The organism is Cohnella sp., assembly GCF_041641335.1.
GTDB lineage: Bacteria > Bacillota > Bacilli > Paenibacillales > Paenibacillaceae > Cohnella.
Genome location: NZ_JBEPYQ010000036.1, coordinates 31,904 through 53,464 on the forward strand (window position 1 = coordinate 31,904; position 21,561 = coordinate 53,464).

Consider the following 21,561-nt stretch of genomic DNA (forward strand, 5'->3'; position numbering starts at 1 on the left):
TAGCGGAACTTGCGGGCACACCGACCAGAACATCGGAGATTGGAAAAGATACTTCGAATACGTGAAGAAAGGAGGGCCGTTGCATCCCGTAAGTGCCGGTACAATCGCCACGACGCGTGATGACGGCGCCAGTGCAAGAACCGCCGGGAGAGAAAGAAAGGGAGAGAGAATACCGAAATGAAGAAAAGATTGTATGCAATGGGAATCGTGATGCTGCTGATCGTGAATGTGTTTGTCGGCGGCACCGCTCTGCATGCCGCGGACAACGCTCCGGGCTCCGGGGAGGACGGTCGGCAGGTCGAAGTCGCCGGCGAGGAGCGGACCGACAGCAGGCCTGCCAAGGCAATCGAAGACCCTATTTTGACCAAAGTGATTTTGAAGGACGAACGAGGTTCGGTCGTCGACGCGGTATACAATCCGGACTACCGGTTCGAGATCGGGTCCGCGGTCCATCTGGCATTCGAGTGGGAGCTGCCGAACGGACACGATTACAAGGCGGGGGATACGTTCTCGTTCAATCTGCCGCCCGAGTTCGCCATCTATACGGAGATCGAAGGGACGCTGGCCAACGGCGACAGTACGGTCGGCTCCTTCACGGTCGACCGGGACGGGCGGATCGTCATGACCTTCAACGATTACATGGAGAATCATTCCAACGTTAAAGGCACGTTGGAGATCGTTACCGAATTTAATGTGGAAATCGTCAAAGGCAGCGAGGAGGTCGTCATTCCCGTGCCGGTTCGGGACGGCGTGCAGACGGTCGTCGTCGTATTGAAGCCGGACGTCGATACGACGATCGAGAAGCGGGGCCTGCTGGCGGCCGACAAGAGCCGGATCGATTGGGCGATCGAGATCAACAAGAAGCTGGAGAAGCTCGAACAGGCGACCGTTGCCGACCCGATGCCGGAAGGTCTGAGGCTGATCGCCGATTCGGTCAAGGTGTATCGGCTGCAGGTGAATGCGGACGGTTCGACGGTAAAGGGCGCTCCCGCGGATCCGACCGCTTACTCGCTGGAGGCGTATGACGACCGGTTCGTGCTGAAGTTTGCCGAGACGATCGACCGGGCCTACCGGATCGAATATTCCACGGACGTCGCGGGCGTACAAAGCAAGTTCGTGAACACGGCCACGCTGTCGGGGACGAATACCGAGGATGCGCAGGCGTCCGCCACCGTGACGGTTGAGCGCGGCGAGCGCCTGGATAAAGCGGTCGGACGCTTCGACTCGTCCACGGGCGTCATCGACTGGGTCATTCGCTACAACTTCAGCCGTGACTCGATTCCTCAAGACAAGGCCTGGCTGAAGGACGAGTTCGGCAGCTCGCATACGCTCGTACCAAATTCGCTCAAAGTGTTCTCGGTCGATCCTGAGGAAGAGCTCGGCTCCGGCTACGAGCTTAAGGAATCCGCTCACGGCTTCGAGCTGCAATTCCTTCACGAGGTTACGTCGCCGTATACGATTCGATATCAGACGCAGCTGACCGAACGACCCACGGCCGGGGAAACGGTGAAAAACGTCGTGACCGACGGACTCGGCGGCAGAGACGAAGCCAGCCAGCGGATCTCTCAGGGCGCGATCGTCAAGTCTCACAAGTCCGCGAACTACGCGGAAAAAACGGCGAAATGGGAAATCCGGATCAACACCGACAAGAAGCCGGACGGCAGCCGATACGTCATGAAGAACGTCAAAATCGCGGATACGTTCACGAACGGCGGACTCGAGCTGATTCCGGACAGCCTGAAAATCAAAAAATCGCAAGGCGGCGAGCTGGAGCGCGGGAAAGACTACGAACTGGTTTATACAGATCCGAAAATCGGCTTCGTCATCGAATTCAAAGTCGATGTCGCGGACGCCTATACGATCGAGTACGAGACGAAATTCGATGTCCAATGGGTGAAGGATCCCGGCAAGCGAATCAACAACAAAGCCGTCGTGACCTGGACGGACGAGAACGGCAGCAACAAAGAAGCGGCCGCGGAAGCCGGCTTTGACTTGAACCGCTATGCCAAAAACAACGGCGGCAAGTTCGGTTCCTACAACGCGGAGACCAAGGAAATTACGTGGAACGTCCTGATCAACTACAACCGCGAGAAGCTGGCCGGGGCGAGCGTCGCCGACAAGCTGCTGCAAGGGCAGAAGCTGGTGCCCGGCTCCGTGAAGGTGTATCCGCTGACGGTGAAGTCCGACGGAGGGGTACAGCAAGGGAAGACGGAAGTGCCCGGAGACGAATACGAAATCGGCCTCCCGACCGCGGACAACGACAACGTCTTGACCGTCCGGTTTGCCGATGAGATCTCTTCCCCGTACTGGCTCACGTTCAAGACAACGTTGGAAGGCTCTCTGGTCGTGCGGGAAATTCATAACTATGCGGATTTTCTGATCGGCGGAGCTAAGAAGACGACGTGGGAAGCCAAGGTAAACGTGCCGAACGGCGGACAATATGTCGGCAAGTACGGGGTCCAGAACGGCAAATACATGGACTGGACGATCCGGATCAACGAGGGACAGTCCTACCTGACCAACGCCAAAATCATCGATACGCCGACGCCGAACCAGGAGCTCGTTGCGGATTCGTTCCGCCTGTTCGCGACGACGGTCAAAGCCGACGGTTCGATTGCCGAGTCGGAAGAGCTGGAGAAGGACGTGGATTTCACGCTTCACATCCTCACGGATGCGAACGGCGCGCAATCGTTCGAGCTGGCTTTCAAGGGCGCGATCGGCAAGCCGTTCATTTTGAAGTACAAATCCTTGATCCAGGCCAACGACAAAGAGAAAGTCGGCAATACCGTCTATTTGGAAGGCGACGGACTGACGACGGAAATTCGGGAAAAGACGGAGGAAATCGTCGTACGCACCTCCTCCGGCTCGGGATCGGGAAGCGGCGAGACCGGCGCGCTGCAGGTGATTAAGGTCGATGCCGCCGATCCTGCCCAAACGCTTGCGGGCGCGGAGTTCAAACTGATCGACAAGTCGGGCACCCGCGCGCCGCGAATCGGAACGACGGACGGGATGGGAGAGCTGCGCTTCGCCAACCTGCTGTACGGCGACTATGTGCTGGAAGAGACGAAGGCTCCTGAAGGGTATGTCATCGATCGGGCCATGTACGACGTGACCATCGACGGCACGACGGTCGACGGGACGAAGACGGTCGTCGTTACAGTGACGAACAACAGGACGTCTCCTCCTGATCCGGGTAATCCGGGCAATCCCGGAAATCCGAGCGATCCTGGAAATCCCGGCGATCCGGGCAGCCCTATTGATCCGGGAGACCCGGGAGATCCCGGCGATCCGCAGCCGCCCGGGAATCCGGGAGATCCTGCCGGCGGAGACCCGGTGACTCCGACCGATCCTGCAGATCCGGCGGAGCCCGAAGAACCGGGCGAAGATTTGGTGGAGGTTCCGGGCGACGACATCCCGCTCGGCGGAACGGAGCCCGAGCCGGAATCGGGATCGCCAAACTCCGGAGGGCCCAACGTCCTTCCGAAGACCGGGGAATCGAGCCCGCTTCCGTACTATGCAGGAGGAGCCGCGCTTATTGCGGCCGGTCTGTGGATCGGCTTCGGCCGCCGCCAACGGAAATTGGCCTGACGGCGGCTCCGGCGGGTAGGAAATGAAAAAATGGCGGTGCCGGTTAATCCCGGCATCGCCATTTTCCTTTTCGGTCCGGTGCTTCAGGCTTTTCGACGGGCTCGGGTTTTATTCCGCCAGCACCTTGAACTCCTTCAGCATCTGATGGAACCGGGCGCCGTGCCCTTCCGCAGCTTCCAGGAAGTATTTCTCGGTAATCGTAAAGCTGCCCTGCTTCCCATTGTCCACGACGTAGATGACGACGACTTCGCTGTCCCATTCCTTCCCGGCCAGCGCCCGGACCGCATAGCCTTGCACCGGCTCCGACACCTTTTCGACCTCGCGCACGTCCTCGTAATTGCCGGACAACTCCCCGCTCAACCGCTTGATCAGATCCTCGGGCTTCTCGTCTTTAACCTGCTCAATCGTCATCGACACTTCGGGATAACGCTCGGGCAGCGGCTCCTTCGTCGTAATGACGTCCTTGCCGCTTTCCTGAACGAGCTTGTAGCGCTCCTGATCGTAATAGATGACATATTTGCTCTCCTCGTTCTGGTGCAGCTTCTGGTCCGTCTCTTCCTTCTGGCCTTCGACTTCGACCTCGACTTTCTTTTCCGGCGCGAACCATTCCTTGACGTCCTTCATAAAAGCCGTACCGGCCGGCATGGCCAGAAATACTCCGAATGCCATAATAAAGACGGCGACTCCCATCGTTATTTTCAATGTTCTCATCGTTCGATCGCTCCTCTTCGTCTGTTTTGTCGTTGTCCGCGACCTGGTTCCCATTCTTGTCGGCGCCGCCGGCTCGCTGTCCAGCATCGCTTCGATCCGATCCCACACTTCCTCTTTCGTCTCCTCGGCGTAACGGCTCTTCTCCAGCAGCTTGTCTTTAAGATTCCGTTCCATAGCGTTCGCCCCCCAGCCCTTTCTTCATCTTTTCCCGTCCCTTGAGCAAGCGCGATTTCAGCGTATTCACGTTCACGTCGAGCATGTCGGCGATTTCCTTCTCGCTGTAGTCGTGCAAATATTTCAAAATGAGCGGAATGCGGTACAAGTCGTCCAACGTCTGCAGCACCTCGTACACGTCCACCGAAACGTCGGGCAGCTTCTGCTCGACGGCGATTTTCTCAAGCTGCTCCCCGAACGGAACCACCTTTTTCTCCCGTTCCATCACCCTGTAGCACTCGCGGAGCAAAATACAGTAGAACCATGGCTTAAACGGCTTGCTCCCGTCGTACTGCCAGACGTTCCGGTATACCCGGAGAAACGTTTCCTGCACCGCGTCCTTCGCCCACTCCCCGTTCTTGGTCACAAGCTTGGCGGTGCGCATTGCATAGTCGAAATATTCGTCGTACAGCGACCGAAACGCGTTGCGGTCTCCTTGGAGAATGCGTTCGATCAACCGATTGTCCACTCGAATCCCCTCTTTCCTGCTGTTCTATAAGCGGTGGTTCAAAAAGTCCGATTTTGATCATGAAGCAACTCTTGAAGCGGATTCGACGTCGAATCTTGCATTCAGCCGACTCTTCCGGTGCTCACGTAGTTTTGACTACGCTACGCTCCTCATCCCCGGTCTTCATCCAACCTTCTCGATGCTGAAAACCGATCTTTTTGAACGTTCACTACAAGTATTACCCGGCGAATCGGTGGAAAGTTTGCTGCAAAGCCAAAAAAAAGCGGACGGAGGAAGAGCATGCAAAAAGCCGCGCATCCATGCGCGGCTCCCGCCGAACGATCCTATAAGTTCAAATCCGGATTTTCCGAAAATGCTTCAGCAGGACGATCAGGTCCGTCTTCGACGGGTTCGAGATCGTGACATCCAGTTTCCATCCGTCCTTCACGAACATCGGCAACTACTCCCATTGGTTCAAGCTGAAGTCTTTCAACGAGACCGTTTGTCAACTGCCGCTCAATTCCCATAAAGAAAGTTAATCAAATTACATTAACTGATAGAAAAAAACATGGCAACTTATTGTCTTGAAATTTGTTTAGTTTATGTACGAAATTTCTTGGTTCAGATTAGGTGAAAACGGGACTTATGGCTCAAGTTCATTGTTCGACACAATTCGCTATGTACATAGAGATATTATTTTGGTATCCTTCAATTATAATCCTATTTTTGTAATCAAAGTAATAAATTAGCATATACTCAATCCATATATAAACAACAAGACAAGCTGGTGTTTTTCTATGTTTACAACATTTGTATTAAATCGTTAGTTTACCCAGTCACATCATGAAGTTAAGCCTATTTTCGCTCTGCGAAAGTTGAGTTTATATCTATACCAAAAGTATTAGGAGGAATGAAATTAATGAAAAAAACTGTAGTGGTTTTACTAAGTTTTTGTCTTTTTCTCGCATTTATTAATGTATCGGTTGCTGCTCCTAACTCAGAGCAGTTAATCCCAGCTTCAAAAGAGATAAAGGAATCAAAGTCGCCCTTAAAAAAACATTTAAGGGTGCTCCATGTCGGTCACGGCGAATATTCAATTTCAAACACAGACGGCCAAAAAGCCACTCTAATTGAAAGCGAGAATGTCTATCGTCTGGATGATGGAACATTTTTGTCTTACCTAAACGAAAAACAATTACTTAAAGTTGAAAAGCTCGATTTACATTTGATTGATCAATTGGCAATTGAGAACGTTTTTAATTCTTACAGTATTAATGAAGAGATTAAAAAAGATATACTCGAAATGTCGAAGATTGCAGTAGAGAGTGGGAATAACGAAGCAAGGGCATCATTATATACAGCTGCGAAAGTACCACAAGATTCCGGTACTATCGGAACAATGGCACAAATAACTAGTTATTACACATACAATGGCAGAAATCTAAGACAAGATATGATTTACTTTTATGATATGTCAACTACCTGGAAAACAATTTCATCTGGAGCTAACACTAAATCAGTAGCTGAGGGATTATCTAATTTTGCAATTTGGGGAGTTGGATCATTTGGCTCTGCGTCTATAGCGCTAGCAGTTAATTTATATGTAGGCGCATTAACTGCAATTAGTACTTTTGTTAATTTAGTAGGTTATACTCCAATTGGAGGTGCAACTTCAGATACTATTCAAGTAAAAATTGATTATGATAAGTGGACAAAATATGATTATGTTCAAGATTGTACTGGATGCCAAGGAGCAACCTACTTGCTTGGCACTGTTACACAAAAAGTACGGATAATCAAAATAGACCACTATATGTATTTTTATACGAATAGCGGAGGTAAAAGCACAACGTTTACTACCAATCCAAATCAAACATATGAGACAGCATATACAACTGCAAACTATTCCAATCCTGCGCCTAAAGCAATTCAATATTACGGATCTCCCTGGACTGAGTATGTACAATTTAGAGTCTATAACACGGAAGTGGCATTTTAGAATGTTGAATTGGATATCAATGGTACAGGGCTTGTGCCCTGTACCATTTGCTTAATTTAGAGTTGTGTCATTTGTAGAGTTAAATCAAAGTATAATAAATTACTGATCATTCTGAAATCGTTTGTCAACTGTCCGAGAGGTGAGAGATGATGGTTATTGTCTTAAACATCATGGTTTGGTTTTTTATTCTGTCAATTCCTTTTTTATTGATTCGTATAATCCGCGCTCAAATACGGAAGAAGAAGAATAAAAGTTTGTACATCAATATCTCAATCCTAGTCGGTATGCTATTGTTGTTGGCAATCTTCTATTCCCCTACGCGGCTAACATTACCAGACCCGCAGCAACTATTAATAACACTAGACGCAAGAAACCAAGATCTTACATCGCTCATGAACGATGCACAAATAAATGAACTTGTTATGTTGGTAGAACGCCAAAGACTGGTGAAAAGTACAACTAAAACACTCGGAGGCACTTTATCATATCCAGCCGAAAATGGAATTAATATCATGATTTCTGGAAAGGATGAGCCATTCCATTTATATATTTTCGCTAGAAATGATGATATTAAACGTACATTTTTTGAAATAAAAGGACAATATTATACTGTACTTGAAACAAAAAGCTTTGTTGAAGATATTTTAGAACTATGCGAGCGAATAAAGAGGTAATCCTGAATTTCGAAAGTGCCTTACTTTGAAATAGAAAGCAGAAATCGTCAGCCCTTCTATGGGCTGCATTTTTTTGCCTGCTGCTACTCATCGAAAATCATTGGAAACAGTTGAGGCTTGATCCTTTTGGTTTTTTTCGGATGCGGCTATGAATAATTACAAAACGAATCGAATTCGCCGTAAAGAGGCAAACGGACGAAAAAACCCGCCGGAGGTCCGGCGGGCGACGAGAAACCGGGAGAAGGGATTCGTTACGTCTCCGTCATCACCCCGCCGTTGACGTGGAGCACCTGGCCCGTGACGAAGGAAGCGTCGTGAGAAGCCAGATAGACGTAGGCCGGAGCCAGCTCGAACGGCTGACCGGCGCGTTTCATCGGCGTCTCGAGCCCGAACGTCTTCACGTATTCGGCGGAATAGCTGGAGACGATGAGCGGCGTCCAGATCGGTCCGGGAGCGACGGCGTTGACGCGAATGCCCGCGCCTGCCAACTGGAGGGAAAGCGAGCGGGTAAACGATACGATCGCCCCCTTCGTCGCAGAATAGTCCACCAGCAGCGGCGCCCCCGCGTAAGCGGTGACGGACGAGGTGTTCACGATGGCGCTTCCCGGGCACAGATGAGGAAGAGCGGCTTTGGTCATATAAAACATCGGGAAAATGTTCGTCCGGAACGTATCCTCGAGCTGGGAGTCGGAGATGTCCGCAATGCGGGTCTGCGGAAACTGCACGCCCTGATTGTTGATCAAAATATCGAGCCTGCCGTAGCATTCGACCGTTCGGCGCACGACTTCGCGGCAAAACTCCGGACGGCGCAAATCTCCTTCTACGAGCAAGCATCTTCTGCCGTATTGGGCGACCATGCGCTGCGTAGCCATTGCATCCTCCCGCTCGTACAAGTACGCGATCGCCACGTCCGCCCCTTCCTTGGCGAAGGCGATCGCCACAGCGCGCCCGATGCCGCTGTCTCCGCCGGTAATGATCGCGACCTTGCCGGCCAGCTTGCCGCTTCCCCGGTATGCCGGATTGTCGGAGATCGGCACGGGAGTCATCTTGTATTCGAGTCCGGGCTGACGTTCCTGATGCTGCGGCGGGAACGTGATCGGCACCTGCTCGCACTTCATTTCTTGCCCAAAATAAGGATATCCGGGAATCACTGAGCAACCCTCCATCATTCGAACTGATAGCAGGGTATTCGCCCAGAGGGGCGGAAGTTCCGGCAACGTCGTTTTGCTTCGGCGGACGGACGTTGTCGAACGACCGCGCAACTTGCGTCGCCAACAGGCGATAAAGCGACACCCTTCTCTGGATACATATCGTATCATTAAGTGGACTGAGCCCACTCCACTCGGCATCGCTATTCTGTCTGCTTAACGAGGTGAAGGAATGTCCATTCTGCCCATGCCCCACTACGTCGCCCATACCGATCCGGCCGCGTCCATGCGGCTGGCGAGCAGATTCGGCGCGTATTTCAATCGTCTTCCTCCCCGCAGGAGAATCGTCGTCGTCTGCATCGGAACCGACCGCTGCACGGGAGATTCGCTGGGTCCCCTGACGGGCACGCTGCTCGGCAAATACCGCTCTCCCGAATTCGATATTTTCGGCACGCTGGAAAATCCCGTACACGCGATGAACCTTGCGGATACGATGGACAGGCTCTACGTCCGGTTCGAGGACCCGTTCGTCATCGGCGTCGACGCCTGTCTCGGACAAGCGTCCAGCATCGGCGCCGTCGTGATCGGAGACGGTCCGCTGCGGCCGGGCGCGGGCGTCAACAAGCAGCTGCCGCCGGTCGGCGACATTCACGTGTCCGGCATCGTGAACATCGGAGGGCTGCTCGGTTATCAGGCTCTGCAGAGCACCCGGCTGCATCTGGTCATGAACATGGCCGGTCTCATTTCCCGCAGTCTGCTCGTCGGCATCCGCATGTCGGCCGGGCGCGCGATCGAACCGGCCGTTCCTTAAGGGAAGAGCCATCGGGGGGCTTCCCCGATGGCTCTCGGTCAATCGATCGGATTCAAAATGAGCTGCATGCCCTGCGTTCTGAGCTGATCGTAAGAGATCGCCCACGCTTTGAACGCTTCGTACGTCTCGTCCGGAATATCGAACGTCCGCTTCATGTCCATGACGATCTGCTTTTCCTCGTCGCAGTAGTCTCCATCCGCATAAGCAAGCAGTAGAATCTCCAAGAAAAAAAGATGCTGGACGCGACGATCCCGGATTTCCGACAGCACCTCTTGTAAATCTCTCGGCGGCGCGACGATTCGCAAACGGTCTTCCAGTCCGAGCTCGGAACGCACGGACTGCAAATACCGCTTTTCACCGCCGCTGACGAAACCGTCCGCGTTGGCGACGGCATGAGCCAGTTCCAGGAAGGCTTCCCGCTGCTCCCTCTCCTGTATGAAATGCAAAAACAACCGCAGTCAGCTCCTCGTATCGCCAAATGTTTGCTTGCTTCATCTTGCACCGAAATCGCTTATTTTTCAAGAGAGCAGGCGAACTTTTTCGCGAAGTCCGGCGGTTATTCGTAGCGCAGGGAGGCGATCTCGAACGGCTTAAGCGTCAATGTGACGCTGCCGCCGCTCAGCTCCAGCGGCCGGATCGGAAACCGTACCTTGACCGTTTCCCCGGGCTGCAATTCAACCTTCCGAAACCCTTTCAGTTCGAGCGGCGGTCTTGTTACGCTGCTGAACTTGTCGGCGACATACAATTGCACGACCTCCGTCCCCGCAACCTCGCCCGCGTTCGTGACGGACACCTCGTCCGTCGCCTCCGGCAGCTCTTGAATCGGACATACCTGCTTCGACTTTACCAGAAGGGAGGGCGGAGATTGAAGTGCGATTATTGTATTTTTCATTTCCAAATTAGAGAAGCAAACGGCCGCTTGAACGACTTTTGCGCTTCCTACGGGCGGATGTTTGTTTTGTTTCCAAGCTTCTCCGCGATGCGCGCCAACGTTGCGGCGACCCCCGACTCGTACGAGGTCCCCTCGCTCCCGTATTCCGGCAAGGATCGGGCGGAGACAGAATCGCCTTTCTCGTAGCGATTCAGAATATCCTTCGCTCTTGATGCTTGCCATTCCAACAGTCTCAGCTTCCATCCGCCGATCCGCACCGCACTCGGTACCGCTTGAACGGCCGAACCGGCGATTCCGATCAACTCAGGAGGGCTAATCGCCGGACCGCCGCGAAGCCGCCAAGCGGTTGTGTCCGCGCTTTGCCGCATGGCCAGCTTCGCCGCGTAACGGGCTGCGTCGTCCGCGTACAAGTATTCCCGTTTGACCGAAGGTGGACCGACGTACTTGGTCGTTTTGCCTTGCGCGATTCTTTTAAGCGTATAATGAACGATCGTATTCGATACGTTCGGCCCGTACAGCTCCGGGCAAAGCAGCCGCAGATGCCTCTTGTCGGACAGCAAATCCTCGTGCTCGCCATCGGGACGATAGATCCCTTCGAGCAGCACGACCTTGGCACCCGTCCGTTCGGAAACCCAATGGACGGCTTCGAGCCGTTCCCGCACTCGATCGGGATGCTCGTCGTACGTTAAATAGATGCCGATGAAGATCGCGTCGACTCCTGCCGCCGCGGTCAGCAGCTCTTGCGGGTTCCTCCCGTCTCCAAGCGCCGTCCGCAGCCGCGAAGTTCCGGAGTACGCTTCTTCAAGAGCCGTTAATCGGCGACGCGATCCGGAGAAGGCGACGACCTCGGCGCCGGCTTCGATCAAGCTCCCGATCAACGCTCTGCCCATGCCCTTGCCTGCTCTTAACACCATTGCTTTTTTCACCTTTATTCGCTCCCGTCGTATTAGTTTTTAGAGATCGGGCAAGTTGCCCGACTTGGTTCCTACCCGGTATGAAGTCGTGATTCCTTCGTAATTGAGCATCATGCTCATCCCCATCGACGCATGCTCGAGATTGTGGCAGTGAACCATCCACAAGCCCGGGTTGTCGGCCACGAGGAAAATCTCGTAGATTTCGCCTTTTTTCGTCAACAGCGTATCCAGATAAACGGGGCTTCCCGTTAAGGGGTTGCCGTTTTTGCTGAGCACGCGGAAGGTATGCCCATGGAAGTGGAACGGATGATCTCCGCCCCCTTCGTTGACTAGGGTGATTCGAGCTGTCTCCCCCTCTTTCACGGTCATGGGCGGAATTTCATGGAACGAGCGCCCATTGATCGTGCTGACGAACAGAAGCTGGCCGAGCCGCAGCTCGTAGCGTCGATCCGGTTCCCCCGGGGGAAGCGGATCGTTCGGGACCGGGGCTCCGTAGTCGACGAACGAGAACGTCTTCAAGCCTTCCATCCGCGCCGGCTCGCTGCCGCTTCCGAGCGTAATCGGGAGATTGTCGGCCGCATCGTTCCGGACGACGACCTTGCCCGAATCGGGAAGACGAACGAGCAGATCGTAGCGTTGACCGGCTCCCAGCGGGACGATCTCTCCGTCCAGAAGACCAGGCTCGTGCATGTCATGGCCGTCCATGGCGACCACCTGGAACGGAGCTCCTTCAACCGAGAAATTCATCGTTTCGTTGTCACCGTTCGTCAACCTCAGCCTCACCGTCTCGCCCGGACCGACCGACACCTTCAACCCTCTGGTGCTTCCGTTAAGCAGAACGGCAGACTCCAGGCGCTGATAGAGCGCGGCAACCTCCGTCGCTTTCGGGGCGAGCCCGAATGGATTCCGGGGCTCTACGATAATGGAGCCGAGCAATCCTTTCTTCGCTTGAATAGAGCTCATCTGGTGAGAATGATACCAGTAAGTTCCCGGCGCCGCCGCGACAAACGCGTAGGTGAAGCTTTCTCCCGGTTTGACGGCGTCTTGCGTGACTCCCGCCACGCCATCCTGCGAGCAGGGGACGTTGATTCCGTGCCAATGCAGGGTAACGCCGTCCTCAATATCCTCGTTGCGAAGCGTAACGACGACGCGATCCCCTTCGTTCACGCGCAGTTCCGGCCCCGGGGAAATGCCGTTGAAGGTCCACGCCTCGAGCGTCTTCCCGTTGTCCAGCCGAAGCTCCGTCCGCGCGGCGGTCAGATCGAATTCACGGGTCGCTCCCGAAGCTTCCCCGGCGACGAGCGACTCGCAAGCGACGCCCGACGCGGCATGCTCGTGCATTCCCGCACCGACGGCGGCGGCCGAATGATGCCGATGGTCGCCCATATTGATCTCCGACGGCTTCTGCAGGCGGATTTGCCAGAAGTATACGCTGACCGTCAAACCGACCAGCAGAGCAAGCAGCAGCGGTATTCCGATGGGTAACAGTCGTTTCGCGCTTCTCTTCCTAGTCATGGCCGCCCCCTCCTTCCTTGTTCCGGGATTTGATCGTTAGCACGATAACCGCCCCGAGGACGGCGAAGACGGCCGCTCCGAGGAAAGCCCACGCGAAGCCTCCGGTCAGCGCCTGCGACTCGCCGACTCCCATGCCCGACAGCGCATTCGTCCGCGAAGACGAGATCGTCGCCAAGGCGGCAAGGCCGATCGCGCCCCCGATTTGCTGACTCGTATTCACCAACCCGCTGGCCAATCCGGCTTCCCCGTCGGACACCCCGCTGACCGCCAGTTCCGTGCCGGCTACGAATGCTCCGCCAAGCCCGATTCCGATCGCGAGGCTAGGTCCGAGCAGATCGGCCGCGAACGAGGCGTCGCTCTGCGCCATGGATAACCAGGCCAAGCCCGCGGCGAACAGGAGCAAGGAACCGGCGAGCGTTCTCCGCGTGCCGAACCTTTTGACGATTGCCGGAACGGCTCCGGCGATCGCGACCAGCGCTCCCGCCAGCGGAAGCTGGGTAAGTCCCGCCTTCATCGCGTCATAATGGAGAACTTGTTGCATAAAGACCGACAAAGCGAAGAACAGTCCCGTCGTGGCTCCTCCGATCAAGAACATCGCCAGATTGCCGCCCGTTACCGACTTGATGCGAAACACCGACAGCGGCATGAGCGGATTCGCGGTCCGGCGCTCGATCCGGATGAACGCGGCCAGAAGCGCCAGGGACGCGCCGGCGAGCGTCAACGTCCACGGGGACGTCCACCCTGCCCTCTCCGCTTCGGAGAGCCCGGCCACAAGCGCAACGATGCCGGCGGTAACCAAAGCCGCTCCGGTCATATCCAAGCTTTCTCTTCGGCCGGGCCGGTCTCGGGGAACGAGAAACGGAATGACCGCGAGGACAAGGAGGCCCACGGGAACGTTCACGTAAAACACCGACGGCCAACCGAAGGCCGAAGTCAACACGCCTCCCAGCAGCACGCCAGCCGCGCTGCCGATCCCGGCGACCGCCCCCCAGATGCCGAGCGCTTTCGCCCGGTCCCGGGGCTCCGGAAACAGCCGGGTCAAGAGCGCAAGCGCCGCCGGTGCAAGCAAAGCGGCCGACGCGCCCTGCACCGCTCGCGCCGCCAGCAGCCACGTTCCGGAGCTCGCCAATCCTGCCGCCGCGGAAGCGGCGACGAAGCCGGCGACCCCGGCGGCGAACAGCCGGCGATGACCGTATCGATCGGCCAAGCGACCGCCGAGAAGCAACAAGCCGCCGAAAGGCAGGACGTAAGCCGTAATCACCCAACTAAGCGTGTTCGTATCCAAGCGAAGTTCCTGCCCCAGGGATGGAAGCGCGATATTGACGATAGACGCGTCGAGAACGACGAGAAATTGGGCCAGCGCCAGGGCGATAAGCGCCCACCAACGGTATGCGGCAGCCCCTGCGGCCGCGGAAAACGGTTGAGCTAACGAGCTCATGATCATCTCTCCCTTTAGTTAGTGATTGATTAATAACAATTTAGTATTAGTGATTGATCAATTACAATCCGACAAACCTCTACCGTTCCGATGCTGCAGCGCTCTAACCGTAATCGAGATCCCCTCCTCGAAGGAAGTCGCCGGTGCGGGACCGATCCGCCGCGCGTATTTGTCCCCGCTTAAGACAAGCGGCTCTTCCGTTAAGTAAAGCATCTCGACGACTTCCTTCATGACCGGCAGGCCCATTCCGAGCAACGACAGGCCGACTTTGCCGAGCGGGATGACCGGCTTGGCGCTTCCGCCGGCTTGACGGGCGATACGCACGATCTCTCGGCCCGAAATCAGACCCGCTCCCGGAATATGCCAATTCTCCCCGTAGGCATCGTCCCTCGACGCCAGCTCCGCGATCATGAACGCCGCGTCCGGCAAGTAAACGAACTCCCGGGGAACGCGCATATTGCCGATGAAAAACGCCGTCTTGCCGGCCGCGATCGCTTCGAGCGTGGAACCCAGATAAGACGCCTCGTTCGCGGTAGGCCCGTAGTAGTCCGGCAAGCGAACGATCATGATCCGTGCCCGGCTCCACCGGTCGTCGAACAGCATTTTCTCGTAGGCGAGCCTGATCTGACCCTTCCTCGTATGAGGCTGTTTCGGATGCTCCTCTGTCGCGCGGACCATTCGTCTTCTTCCATACGGATAGATTCCGTCGATCGCGACGACCTTCAAGCTCAGCCGGTCGGCGGCTTCCATGACCGATTCTCCCAGCGGAATCAACCTGCTCACCATCTCGTGATACGGCACGTTCGCGCAATGGAACAGTATGTCAGCGCCTTCAGCCGCTGCGGCAATCTCCTCCGGGCGGAAGGCATCGCCTTCCGCGACCGTCAGGCAGTCCGGACGGCTCAGATTTGCGCAAAGCTGCTCCAGTTTCTTGGCGGATCTTCCGAAGGCCACCGTCCGAACTCCCCGCTTGACCAGCTCTTCCGTAATCGCCGCTCCCGTTCCCCCGGTCGCGCCGACGACTATCGCGTTTTTCATCCCAATCGCTCCAATCTGATTTGTGATTGATCAATTACTAACTCTGGATTCACTATAGCATCTTTGTGAGTGATCAGTCAATAACAAAATATTGATTGATCACTCACAACTTGCTGCGAAGGGGCTCCCCTCCCCTCTCATTGGTCCTTCAGCTCCGGCATCGCCAGGGCGACGGATACGTTGCAGAGCATCCCCCGGGCGAGAAAAAGCATCGTCCGTTCTTCGGCGTTCGGGATGCCGGCCGCCCCGAATGCGTCCAGCACGATGCGACGGACTTCGGCGAATCCTTGGCGCATCACTTCCCGAATCGATTCTTCCCTGATCGTCTGGGCTTGCATCTGCAAAAGAATTTCGTTTTGATACACGTTCAGAATGTCCTCATAAGCCTGAATCAAGTCGGGCTCCAGCCGTTCCGGCGAAGTCGAATCCACGACCTTGCGGAAGGAATCGATCAATCGCGTCCACGAGACCTCCAACGCCGTCAGCAGCAGTTCTTCCTTCGTCGAGAAAAATCGGAATACGTACGGCTGCGATATTTTGGCGCGTTCCGCGACCTGAGCCGTCGTTGCCCGAAAATACCCGATCTCCGCGAACACCTCGATCGCCGCCGAAATAATGTCCGCTTTGCGATTCACCGAGGTGGTTTCAGTGTCTGCCATTAAGCTCGTCGCCCCTTTCATCGGTTAGTGATTCATCAATTAATACATTAAATTATAGCGAACATTGAGAACCAAAGCAATTCGACGACGTCAGCCCTCCCGTCCTTCGCCGTCTGCGAGAGTTGGATGCGCGGGCGAACCATTTGGCGGACGCGGACAAGAACGTGACAGGCGGCGAAATTGCCGGGAAAGCGGCTGGGAGCGGGCGCGTTCAAGCTTTAAGCCGGGCGCCCGAACGCGCAGTCGAAGGCGCGGCGGGCTTACGGTTGACGATAACGATGCCGCCCGCCACCAGTCCGAGCGCTAGCCAGACGGTCGCATGCAGCGGCTCGGACAGCAGCAGCGCGGACAGGAAGACGCCGAATACGGGAATGAGGAACAAATACATCGAGATGCTGCCGACCTGGTTGTATTTCATGACCGTGTTCCACAGGACGAAGCCGAGCGCCGACAATACCGCGAGATACAGCAGCATGCCCGCGGCGCTCCACGTAAACGCGAAAGGCATCAAGCCCGCGCCCGCCGCCCCGATCGCGCTCAGCACAACTCCTCCCAGCAGCATCTGGTACGAGGTCATATACAGGATGTCGAGACGCCCGGACTCTTTTTTCGACAATACGTTGCCTAATCCTCCGAAGAACATCGCCGCCAGCAGGCAGAGTTCGGCCAAGCCGAAGTGAACGCCGGTCGCGCCCCCGGCCAGCCCTACGACAACGACTCCGGCAAAACCGACGATCAGCCCGGACAGCTTGCGCGGCGTTATCCGATCGTCCGCATACATCCAATGGGCGATGAGAATTTGGAAGAAGGACGTCGTCCCGGCTAAAATCGAGCCCTGCACGCCGGACGAACCGCTCATCCCGTAATAGAAAAACACATACTGCAAAAGCGTCTGCGACAGGCCGATCTTCGCCACGCCCCGCCACGAGCCTCTCTGGTAAGCGATACTTCTGCCCAACAGCTTCATGAACGCCAAAATCAGCAGCGCCGCCAGCGTGAACCGGATTCCCGCAAATAAGATTTGCTCGTAGACCTGCCCCTTCCCGATGTCCAGCTCGGCATAGCTCATCTTGATGACCGGAAACGCGCTTCCCCACAAAAAAGTAGCACCCGTCGCCGCGGCCAGTATACCGAGCGGATGCGTAAATAGTTTCTCTGTTGTCAGCTTCATTGGTGTTGGTCTCCCATGCTTGCGGGCGTTTTGATTCCTGTGTATCCAGAAAAAGTCCGCGCATCATTTGGTCGAGCTTGAGCTTCTCCTTGGCGCTTCGGTCCGACAGTTTCATTATACTACACTTCCTTAGTAGCAGACTAACGGCCGCAGGTAAAGGAGCTCTATCGTATAAATAAGTACTGGCAAGACGACACTTGAATTAAAAATACGAACGAAACTCGAGGGTTACCGATGGCGCCTCTGAAAACAAGCCTGGAAGAAAATATTCGGCAGGTAAAAGCAGCTCTTGGAAACAGCGGAGATATCATCATCCGAGAAATTCCGATCGGAACGGATGATGAAATGAAAGCAGGGATTTTCTATGCCAAAGGATTGGCAAAGACCGATTCCGTCCATCATTTTATTATCGAATCTCTCATGCTGGATACCCGAGGAACGGAGCTTAAGCATAAGCTCTCTTCGGGACAGAATGCATTGCAGCTCATCAAAGATTATGCACTTACGGCTGGAGAAATTAAAGATGTAACGGATTTTGAGACGCTGTTTTCCGCCCTTTTATCGGGGAAAACGATTTTCTTGCTGGATGGATATCCGCAAGGCTTTGCTATCGGATTGGTCGGGTGGGAACATCGCGGGGTAACGGAGCCTACTTCCCAAACCGTGATACGCGGACCGAAGGAAGGCTTCTCGGAAGTTTTAATTACCAATATCGCATTGATTCGCCGAAAAATCAAAGATCCGAACCTTTGGTTAGAGAGCCGAAAAATAGGGCGAGTCACTCAAACGGATGTCGCGATGATGTTTATCAAAGGGTTCGTCCACGACCAGGTGATCGAAGAAGTGCGCTCCCGTCTGGATCGAATTGATATCGACGGGATTTTGGAAAGCGCCTATATCGAGGAATTGATCCAGGAAAAAACCTACAGTCCTTTTCCTACGGTGTTCAATACGGAACGTCCTGATGTGGTTGCAGCCGCGCTGTTGGAAGGCCGCGTCGCAATTGTCATCGATGGAACTCCGTTTGTTCTCTTGGTCCCTGCCTTGTTCGGCCAATTCAATCAGGCGGCCGAAGACTATTATCAACGAGCGGATATCGCAACTCTGCTCCGCCTGCTTCGATATTTATGTTTTATTATCGCCTTGTTGGGACCTTCTCTCTATATCGCCATTACCACTTTTCATCAGGAAATGATCCCGACTCCGCTGCTGATCAGTCTGGCGGCCCAACGGGAAGGGGTTCCCTTTCCTGCTTTTATCGAAGCTCTCGTAATGGAAGTAACCTTTGAAATTCTGCGGGAAGCCGGAGTGAGATTGCCGAGAGCCGTAGGTCAAGCCGTATCCATCGTTGGGGCGTTAGTCATTGGGCAAGCCGCTGTAGAGGCCGGCATTATATCTGCGGCGATGGTCATTGTGGTATCCATCACCGCAATTTCGAGTTTTGTATTTCCATCTTATAATATGGCGATATCCGTCAGGATTTTACGGTTCGGGTTAATGGGGCTCGCCGCTTCCTTCGGCTTGTTTGGCATTACCCTGGGTTTAATTGCGCTTGTACTTCACTTGAGCAGTCTACGGTCCTTTGGGATTCCCTATATGAGTCCTTTTGCGCCTTTCAATCTTGCCGATCAGAAGGATATGCTGTTTCGGTTTCCGTTAAGGGGAATGTTTTCCCGTCCGCGCCTAATCAGTCAACGTCAAAACCAGAACCGCAAAAAACGATGATAGAGCATCGGCAAGGAGGGAGTGGGAACGGTGAAACGACAAATCGTACTGGGAATGCTCATTCTCGTCCTGACCGTGAACGCCGGTTGTTGGAACCGCAGGGAATTGAATGAAATCGCGATCGGAGTGGCGATGGGATTCGATAAATCGGGGGATAAATATCGAATCACTTCTCAAGTGGTCGACCCCGGAGAAGTGGCGGCGAAGGAAGGCGGTACGGGACATACGCCGGTCATAACCTACCATGCCACAGCAGACACTCTGTTTGAGGCTCTAAGGAAAATGACAACGATGAGTCCCAGAAAGATCTATTCCTCTCATGTTCGGATGGTTGTTATCGGCGAGGAATTGGCAAGAGACGGAATAGAAAGATTCCTGGATTTCCTAACGCGAGATCATGAACTTCGAGCCGATTATTTTTTTGTCGTGGCGAAAGGGACAACCGCCGAAAACGTACTGAAGACCTTCACTTCTTTGGATAAAATACCCGCCAACGAGCTGTTCGATTCCCTTAAAACGTCGGAGAAAGCTTGGGCGCCCACTTCAAGCGTCACCTTGCACGATCTTATTTCCGACCTCGTAAGCAAAGGGAAACATCCCGTGCTGACTGGCCTTAAAGTGAAAGGGAGTCAGAAGACCGGCGAAAGCAAGGAAAATGTAGAAAGGATTGATACTCCTACCCGATTGCAATATTCGGGACTTGGCGTTTTTAAGAAAGACAAACTCATAGGTTGGCTAAATGAAGAAGAAAGCAAAGGGTACAATTATGTGATGGGCAACGTGAGAAGCACAGTGGGCGATGTCCGCTGTCCGCAAGGGGGCAAAGTCGTGATGGAGATCATTCGAAGCAAAGTGGATCGGAAAGGGAAGGTAACGAACGGAAAACCGGAAGTGGATGTCGATATCCGTCTCGAAGCCAATGTGGGGGAAGTCGAATGCAGGAACCTTGATTTAACCCAAACCAGCACGATCAATGAATTAGAAGAAAAATCGGAGCAAATAATAAAAGAATTCATTGAAAAAACCATAAAAAAGGCGCAGAAAAAATATAAAGCGGATATTTTCGGGTTTGGGGAAGCGATTCGCCGTGCGGACCCCCATTTTTGGAGGACGGTAGAAAAAACATGGGATCAGGAATTCGTGGAGCTTCCCGTGAATATAAAGATTGACCATAAGATTCGACGCACAGGCACCGTCGGTCAATCCTTCCTGAAAGCGTTAGAGGAGTAATGGATGATGTGGATCGTATTTGGAATTGTTGCGATAGCGATTGTGATCGCCTTCCTCGAAGTTCCCAGCCTTTTAAAACGAAGGTTGAGAAAGGAGCTCTGGGTATTTTCAATTCTGCTTCTGTTAGGAACGGGGATCAGCATCGCCGAAGGAGCACAAGTGAAGCTCCCCAACCCCATGGATGCGTTGGCTTTTGTGTATAAACCGCTTATCGATGTACTATTCGGTTTTTTCAAGTAGGACGGAGTGGGGATCATTGCCGGAAAAAGCGAAAATCGCAGCGCGTCAATTTGCTATATTGGTGTTTATGTTTACGGCGGGAAGCTCCCTCTTATTGGCTCCCGCCATGCTTGCGACCCCTGCGAAACAGGATGCTTGGCTGGCGGGTATTCTAGGATTGGGAGCGGGACTTTTATTGGGGTTGCTTTATACTAAATTGGGCAGCCTCTATCCCGCAATGAATTTGGCCCAATACAGCGAAAAAATCCTTGGAAAATGGATGGGCAAAGCGGTTATGCTTCTTTTTCTCCCCTTTCCGTTTCTTCTTGCTTCGCTTGTTCTTCGCAATATCGGGGATTTTCTCACCGTGTATATCATGCCGGAAACGCCAATCCAGTTTATCCATATTTTGATGTTAATCGTTGTGATGATGGGAATCCGTCTCGGGATTGAAACGATCGCGCGTGCGGCAGAAATTATTTTCCCCTGGTTTATCGTCCTGTTTCTTTTGCTTGCGATCCTTGTTTCGCCTCAAATAGACTTGCAAAAAACTCAGCCGGTCCTTGAAGAGGGGATGAAGCCCGTGCTGCATGGCGCCCTTCTATTTGCGGCGTTTCCTTTTATGGAATATGTCGTTTTTCTGTTCATCATCCCTTATGTGAATCGGCCCGAGAAAGTAGTCAAAGCTTTTTGGGCGGGAACAAGCATGGGAGGAACGGTTATCGTCCTGCTCACGGCTCTCACGATCCTGGTAATCGGCCCAGATCACACGGCGAGAGAAATATACCCCAGTTACGTTCTGGCCCAAAAAATTAACATCGGCGATTTTTTGCAGCGGATCGAGGCGATTATAGCCGGATTATGGTTTATTTCGATTTTTTTCAAACTAATCATTAGCTATTATGCGACTACGTTTACTTTGGCCCGTATTTTAAATTTGAAAGAATATCGCATACTCGTCTTTCCTTTAGGAATGTTGATGGTTGTCTTTTCTCTTGTGAGCAGTCCCAATATCGTCTATAACATGACCGTTATTTTGGAAGTATGGGTATTTTTCGCCGGAACGTTCGGTCTGCTTTTGCCCTTAGTTCTTCTGGGTGTGGCCGCCATACGGAAAAGCCTCCCCTGAAGCCGTTCGAAGGCTGCAGGGGCGCGCCGTGGCGCTCAG

General features: G+C 53.9%; 19 protein-coding genes. 8 read left to right on the forward strand and 11 right to left on the reverse strand.

Annotation, left to right across the window (positions count from 1 at the left end):
- Window positions 1–177 precede the first annotated feature (177 nt).
- Complete coding sequence (locus ACESLM_RS13845; protein ID WP_372632162.1) at window positions 178–3,588, forward strand: collagen binding domain-containing protein; 3,411 nt, start codon at window positions 178–180, stop codon at window positions 3,586–3,588.
- Window positions 3,589–3,696: 108 nt separating this feature from the next.
- Here the strand turns inward: ACESLM_RS13845 and ACESLM_RS13850 are convergent, their stop codons facing one another.
- Both ACESLM_RS13850 and ACESLM_RS13855 read right to left on the reverse strand, forming a co-directional pair.
- Window positions 3,697–4,473 (reverse strand): hypothetical protein, encoded by a 777-nt coding sequence (locus ACESLM_RS13850; protein WP_372632163.1) that lies wholly within the window; start codon window positions 4,471–4,473, stop codon window positions 3,697–3,699.
- Complete coding sequence (locus ACESLM_RS13855) at window positions 4,457–4,981, reverse strand: RNA polymerase sigma factor (protein ID WP_094047733.1); 525 nt, start codon at window positions 4,979–4,981, stop codon at window positions 4,457–4,459. Before ACESLM_RS13855 ends, ACESLM_RS13850 begins: the two co-directional genes overlap by 17 nt.
- Window positions 4,982–5,879: 898 nt before the next feature.
- Here ACESLM_RS13855 and ACESLM_RS13860 point away from each other — a divergent pair.
- Window positions 5,880–6,959, forward strand: a complete 1,080-nt coding sequence (locus ACESLM_RS13860; protein WP_372632164.1) for a DUF5022 domain-containing protein — start codon at window positions 5,880–5,882, stop codon at window positions 6,957–6,959.
- Between the two features lie 146 nt (window positions 6,960–7,105).
- Window positions 7,106–7,633: a hypothetical protein gene (locus ACESLM_RS13865; protein WP_372632165.1), complete on the forward strand. Its 528-nt coding sequence runs from the start codon at window positions 7,106–7,108 to the stop codon at window positions 7,631–7,633.
- 251 nt (window positions 7,634–7,884) lie between these two features.
- On the opposite strand, the gene ACESLM_RS13870 is transcribed toward ACESLM_RS13865, so the two are convergent.
- Window positions 7,885–8,784, reverse strand: a complete 900-nt coding sequence (locus tag ACESLM_RS13870; RefSeq protein WP_372632166.1) for an SDR family oxidoreductase — start codon at window positions 8,782–8,784, stop codon at window positions 7,885–7,887.
- 229 nt (window positions 8,785–9,013) lie between these two features.
- Here ACESLM_RS13870 and yyaC point away from each other — a divergent pair, with 229 nt between their 5' ends.
- Window positions 9,014–9,592, forward strand: coding sequence for a spore protease YyaC (yyaC, locus tag ACESLM_RS13875; RefSeq protein ID WP_372632167.1), 579 nt, complete (start codon window positions 9,014–9,016; stop codon window positions 9,590–9,592).
- A gap of 38 nt (window positions 9,593–9,630) precedes the next feature.
- Here the strand turns inward: yyaC and ACESLM_RS13880 are convergent, their stop codons facing one another.
- From ACESLM_RS13880 to ACESLM_RS13915, 8 genes are all read right to left on the reverse strand, one after another.
- Window positions 9,631–10,044 (reverse strand): TerB family tellurite resistance protein, encoded by a 414-nt coding sequence (locus ACESLM_RS13880; RefSeq protein ID WP_372632168.1) that lies wholly within the window; start codon window positions 10,042–10,044, stop codon window positions 9,631–9,633.
- A gap of 104 nt (window positions 10,045–10,148) precedes the next feature.
- Window positions 10,149–10,385, reverse strand: coding sequence for a fibronectin type III-like domain-contianing protein (locus tag ACESLM_RS13885; protein WP_372632169.1), 237 nt, complete (start codon window positions 10,383–10,385; stop codon window positions 10,149–10,151).
- A 146-nt stretch (window positions 10,386–10,531) separates the two neighbouring features.
- Window positions 10,532–11,410 carry a Rossmann-fold NAD(P)-binding domain-containing protein gene (locus ACESLM_RS13890; protein ID WP_372632170.1) on the reverse strand — a complete coding sequence of 293 codons (879 nt, stop codon included), beginning with the start codon at window positions 11,408–11,410 and terminating at the stop codon, window positions 10,532–10,534.
- A gap of 27 nt (window positions 11,411–11,437) precedes the next feature.
- The gene (locus ACESLM_RS13895; protein ID WP_372632171.1) at window positions 11,438–12,913 is read right to left on the reverse strand and encodes a multicopper oxidase family protein; all 1,476 of its coding nucleotides are present in this window, start codon (window positions 12,911–12,913) and stop codon (window positions 11,438–11,440) included.
- Window positions 12,906–14,351, reverse strand: coding sequence for a DHA2 family efflux MFS transporter permease subunit (locus tag ACESLM_RS13900; RefSeq protein WP_372632172.1), 1,446 nt, complete (start codon window positions 14,349–14,351; stop codon window positions 12,906–12,908). Before ACESLM_RS13900 ends, ACESLM_RS13895 begins: the two co-directional genes overlap by 8 nt.
- A 57-nt stretch (window positions 14,352–14,408) precedes the next feature.
- On the reverse strand, window positions 14,409–15,389 hold the full coding sequence (locus ACESLM_RS13905) for an SDR family NAD(P)-dependent oxidoreductase (RefSeq protein ID WP_372632173.1): 981 nt from the start codon (window positions 15,387–15,389) through the stop codon (window positions 14,409–14,411).
- 137 nt (window positions 15,390–15,526) lie between these two features.
- Complete coding sequence (locus ACESLM_RS13910) at window positions 15,527–16,048, reverse strand: TetR/AcrR family transcriptional regulator (RefSeq protein WP_372632174.1); 522 nt, start codon at window positions 16,046–16,048, stop codon at window positions 15,527–15,529.
- Between the two features lie 211 nt (window positions 16,049–16,259).
- Window positions 16,260–17,213 (reverse strand): DMT family transporter, encoded by a 954-nt coding sequence (locus ACESLM_RS13915; RefSeq protein ID WP_372632185.1) that lies wholly within the window; start codon window positions 17,211–17,213, stop codon window positions 16,260–16,262.
- Window positions 17,214–17,453: 240 nt separating this feature from the next.
- On the opposite strand from ACESLM_RS13915, the gene ACESLM_RS13920 reads away from it, so the two are divergent.
- The 4 genes from ACESLM_RS13920 to ACESLM_RS13935 are packed head-to-tail and all read left to right on the forward strand — an operon-like array spanning window position 17,454 to window position 21,522.
- Entirely contained in the window at window positions 17,454–18,944 is a 1,491-nt protein-coding gene (locus ACESLM_RS13920) for a spore germination protein (protein ID WP_372632175.1), read from the forward strand.
- Between the two features lie 30 nt (window positions 18,945–18,974).
- Window positions 18,975–20,174, forward strand: coding sequence for a Ger(x)C family spore germination protein (locus ACESLM_RS13925; protein ID WP_372632176.1), 1,200 nt, complete (start codon window positions 18,975–18,977; stop codon window positions 20,172–20,174).
- 3 nt (window positions 20,175–20,177) lie between these two features.
- The gene (locus tag ACESLM_RS13930) at window positions 20,178–20,414 is read left to right on the forward strand and encodes a hypothetical protein (protein WP_372632177.1); all 237 of its coding nucleotides are present in this window, start codon (window positions 20,178–20,180) and stop codon (window positions 20,412–20,414) included.
- A 16-nt stretch (window positions 20,415–20,430) separates the two neighbouring features.
- Window positions 20,431–21,522, forward strand: coding sequence for a GerAB/ArcD/ProY family transporter (locus ACESLM_RS13935; protein ID WP_372632178.1), 1,092 nt, complete (start codon window positions 20,431–20,433; stop codon window positions 21,520–21,522).
- Window positions 21,523–21,561 lie beyond the last annotated feature (39 nt).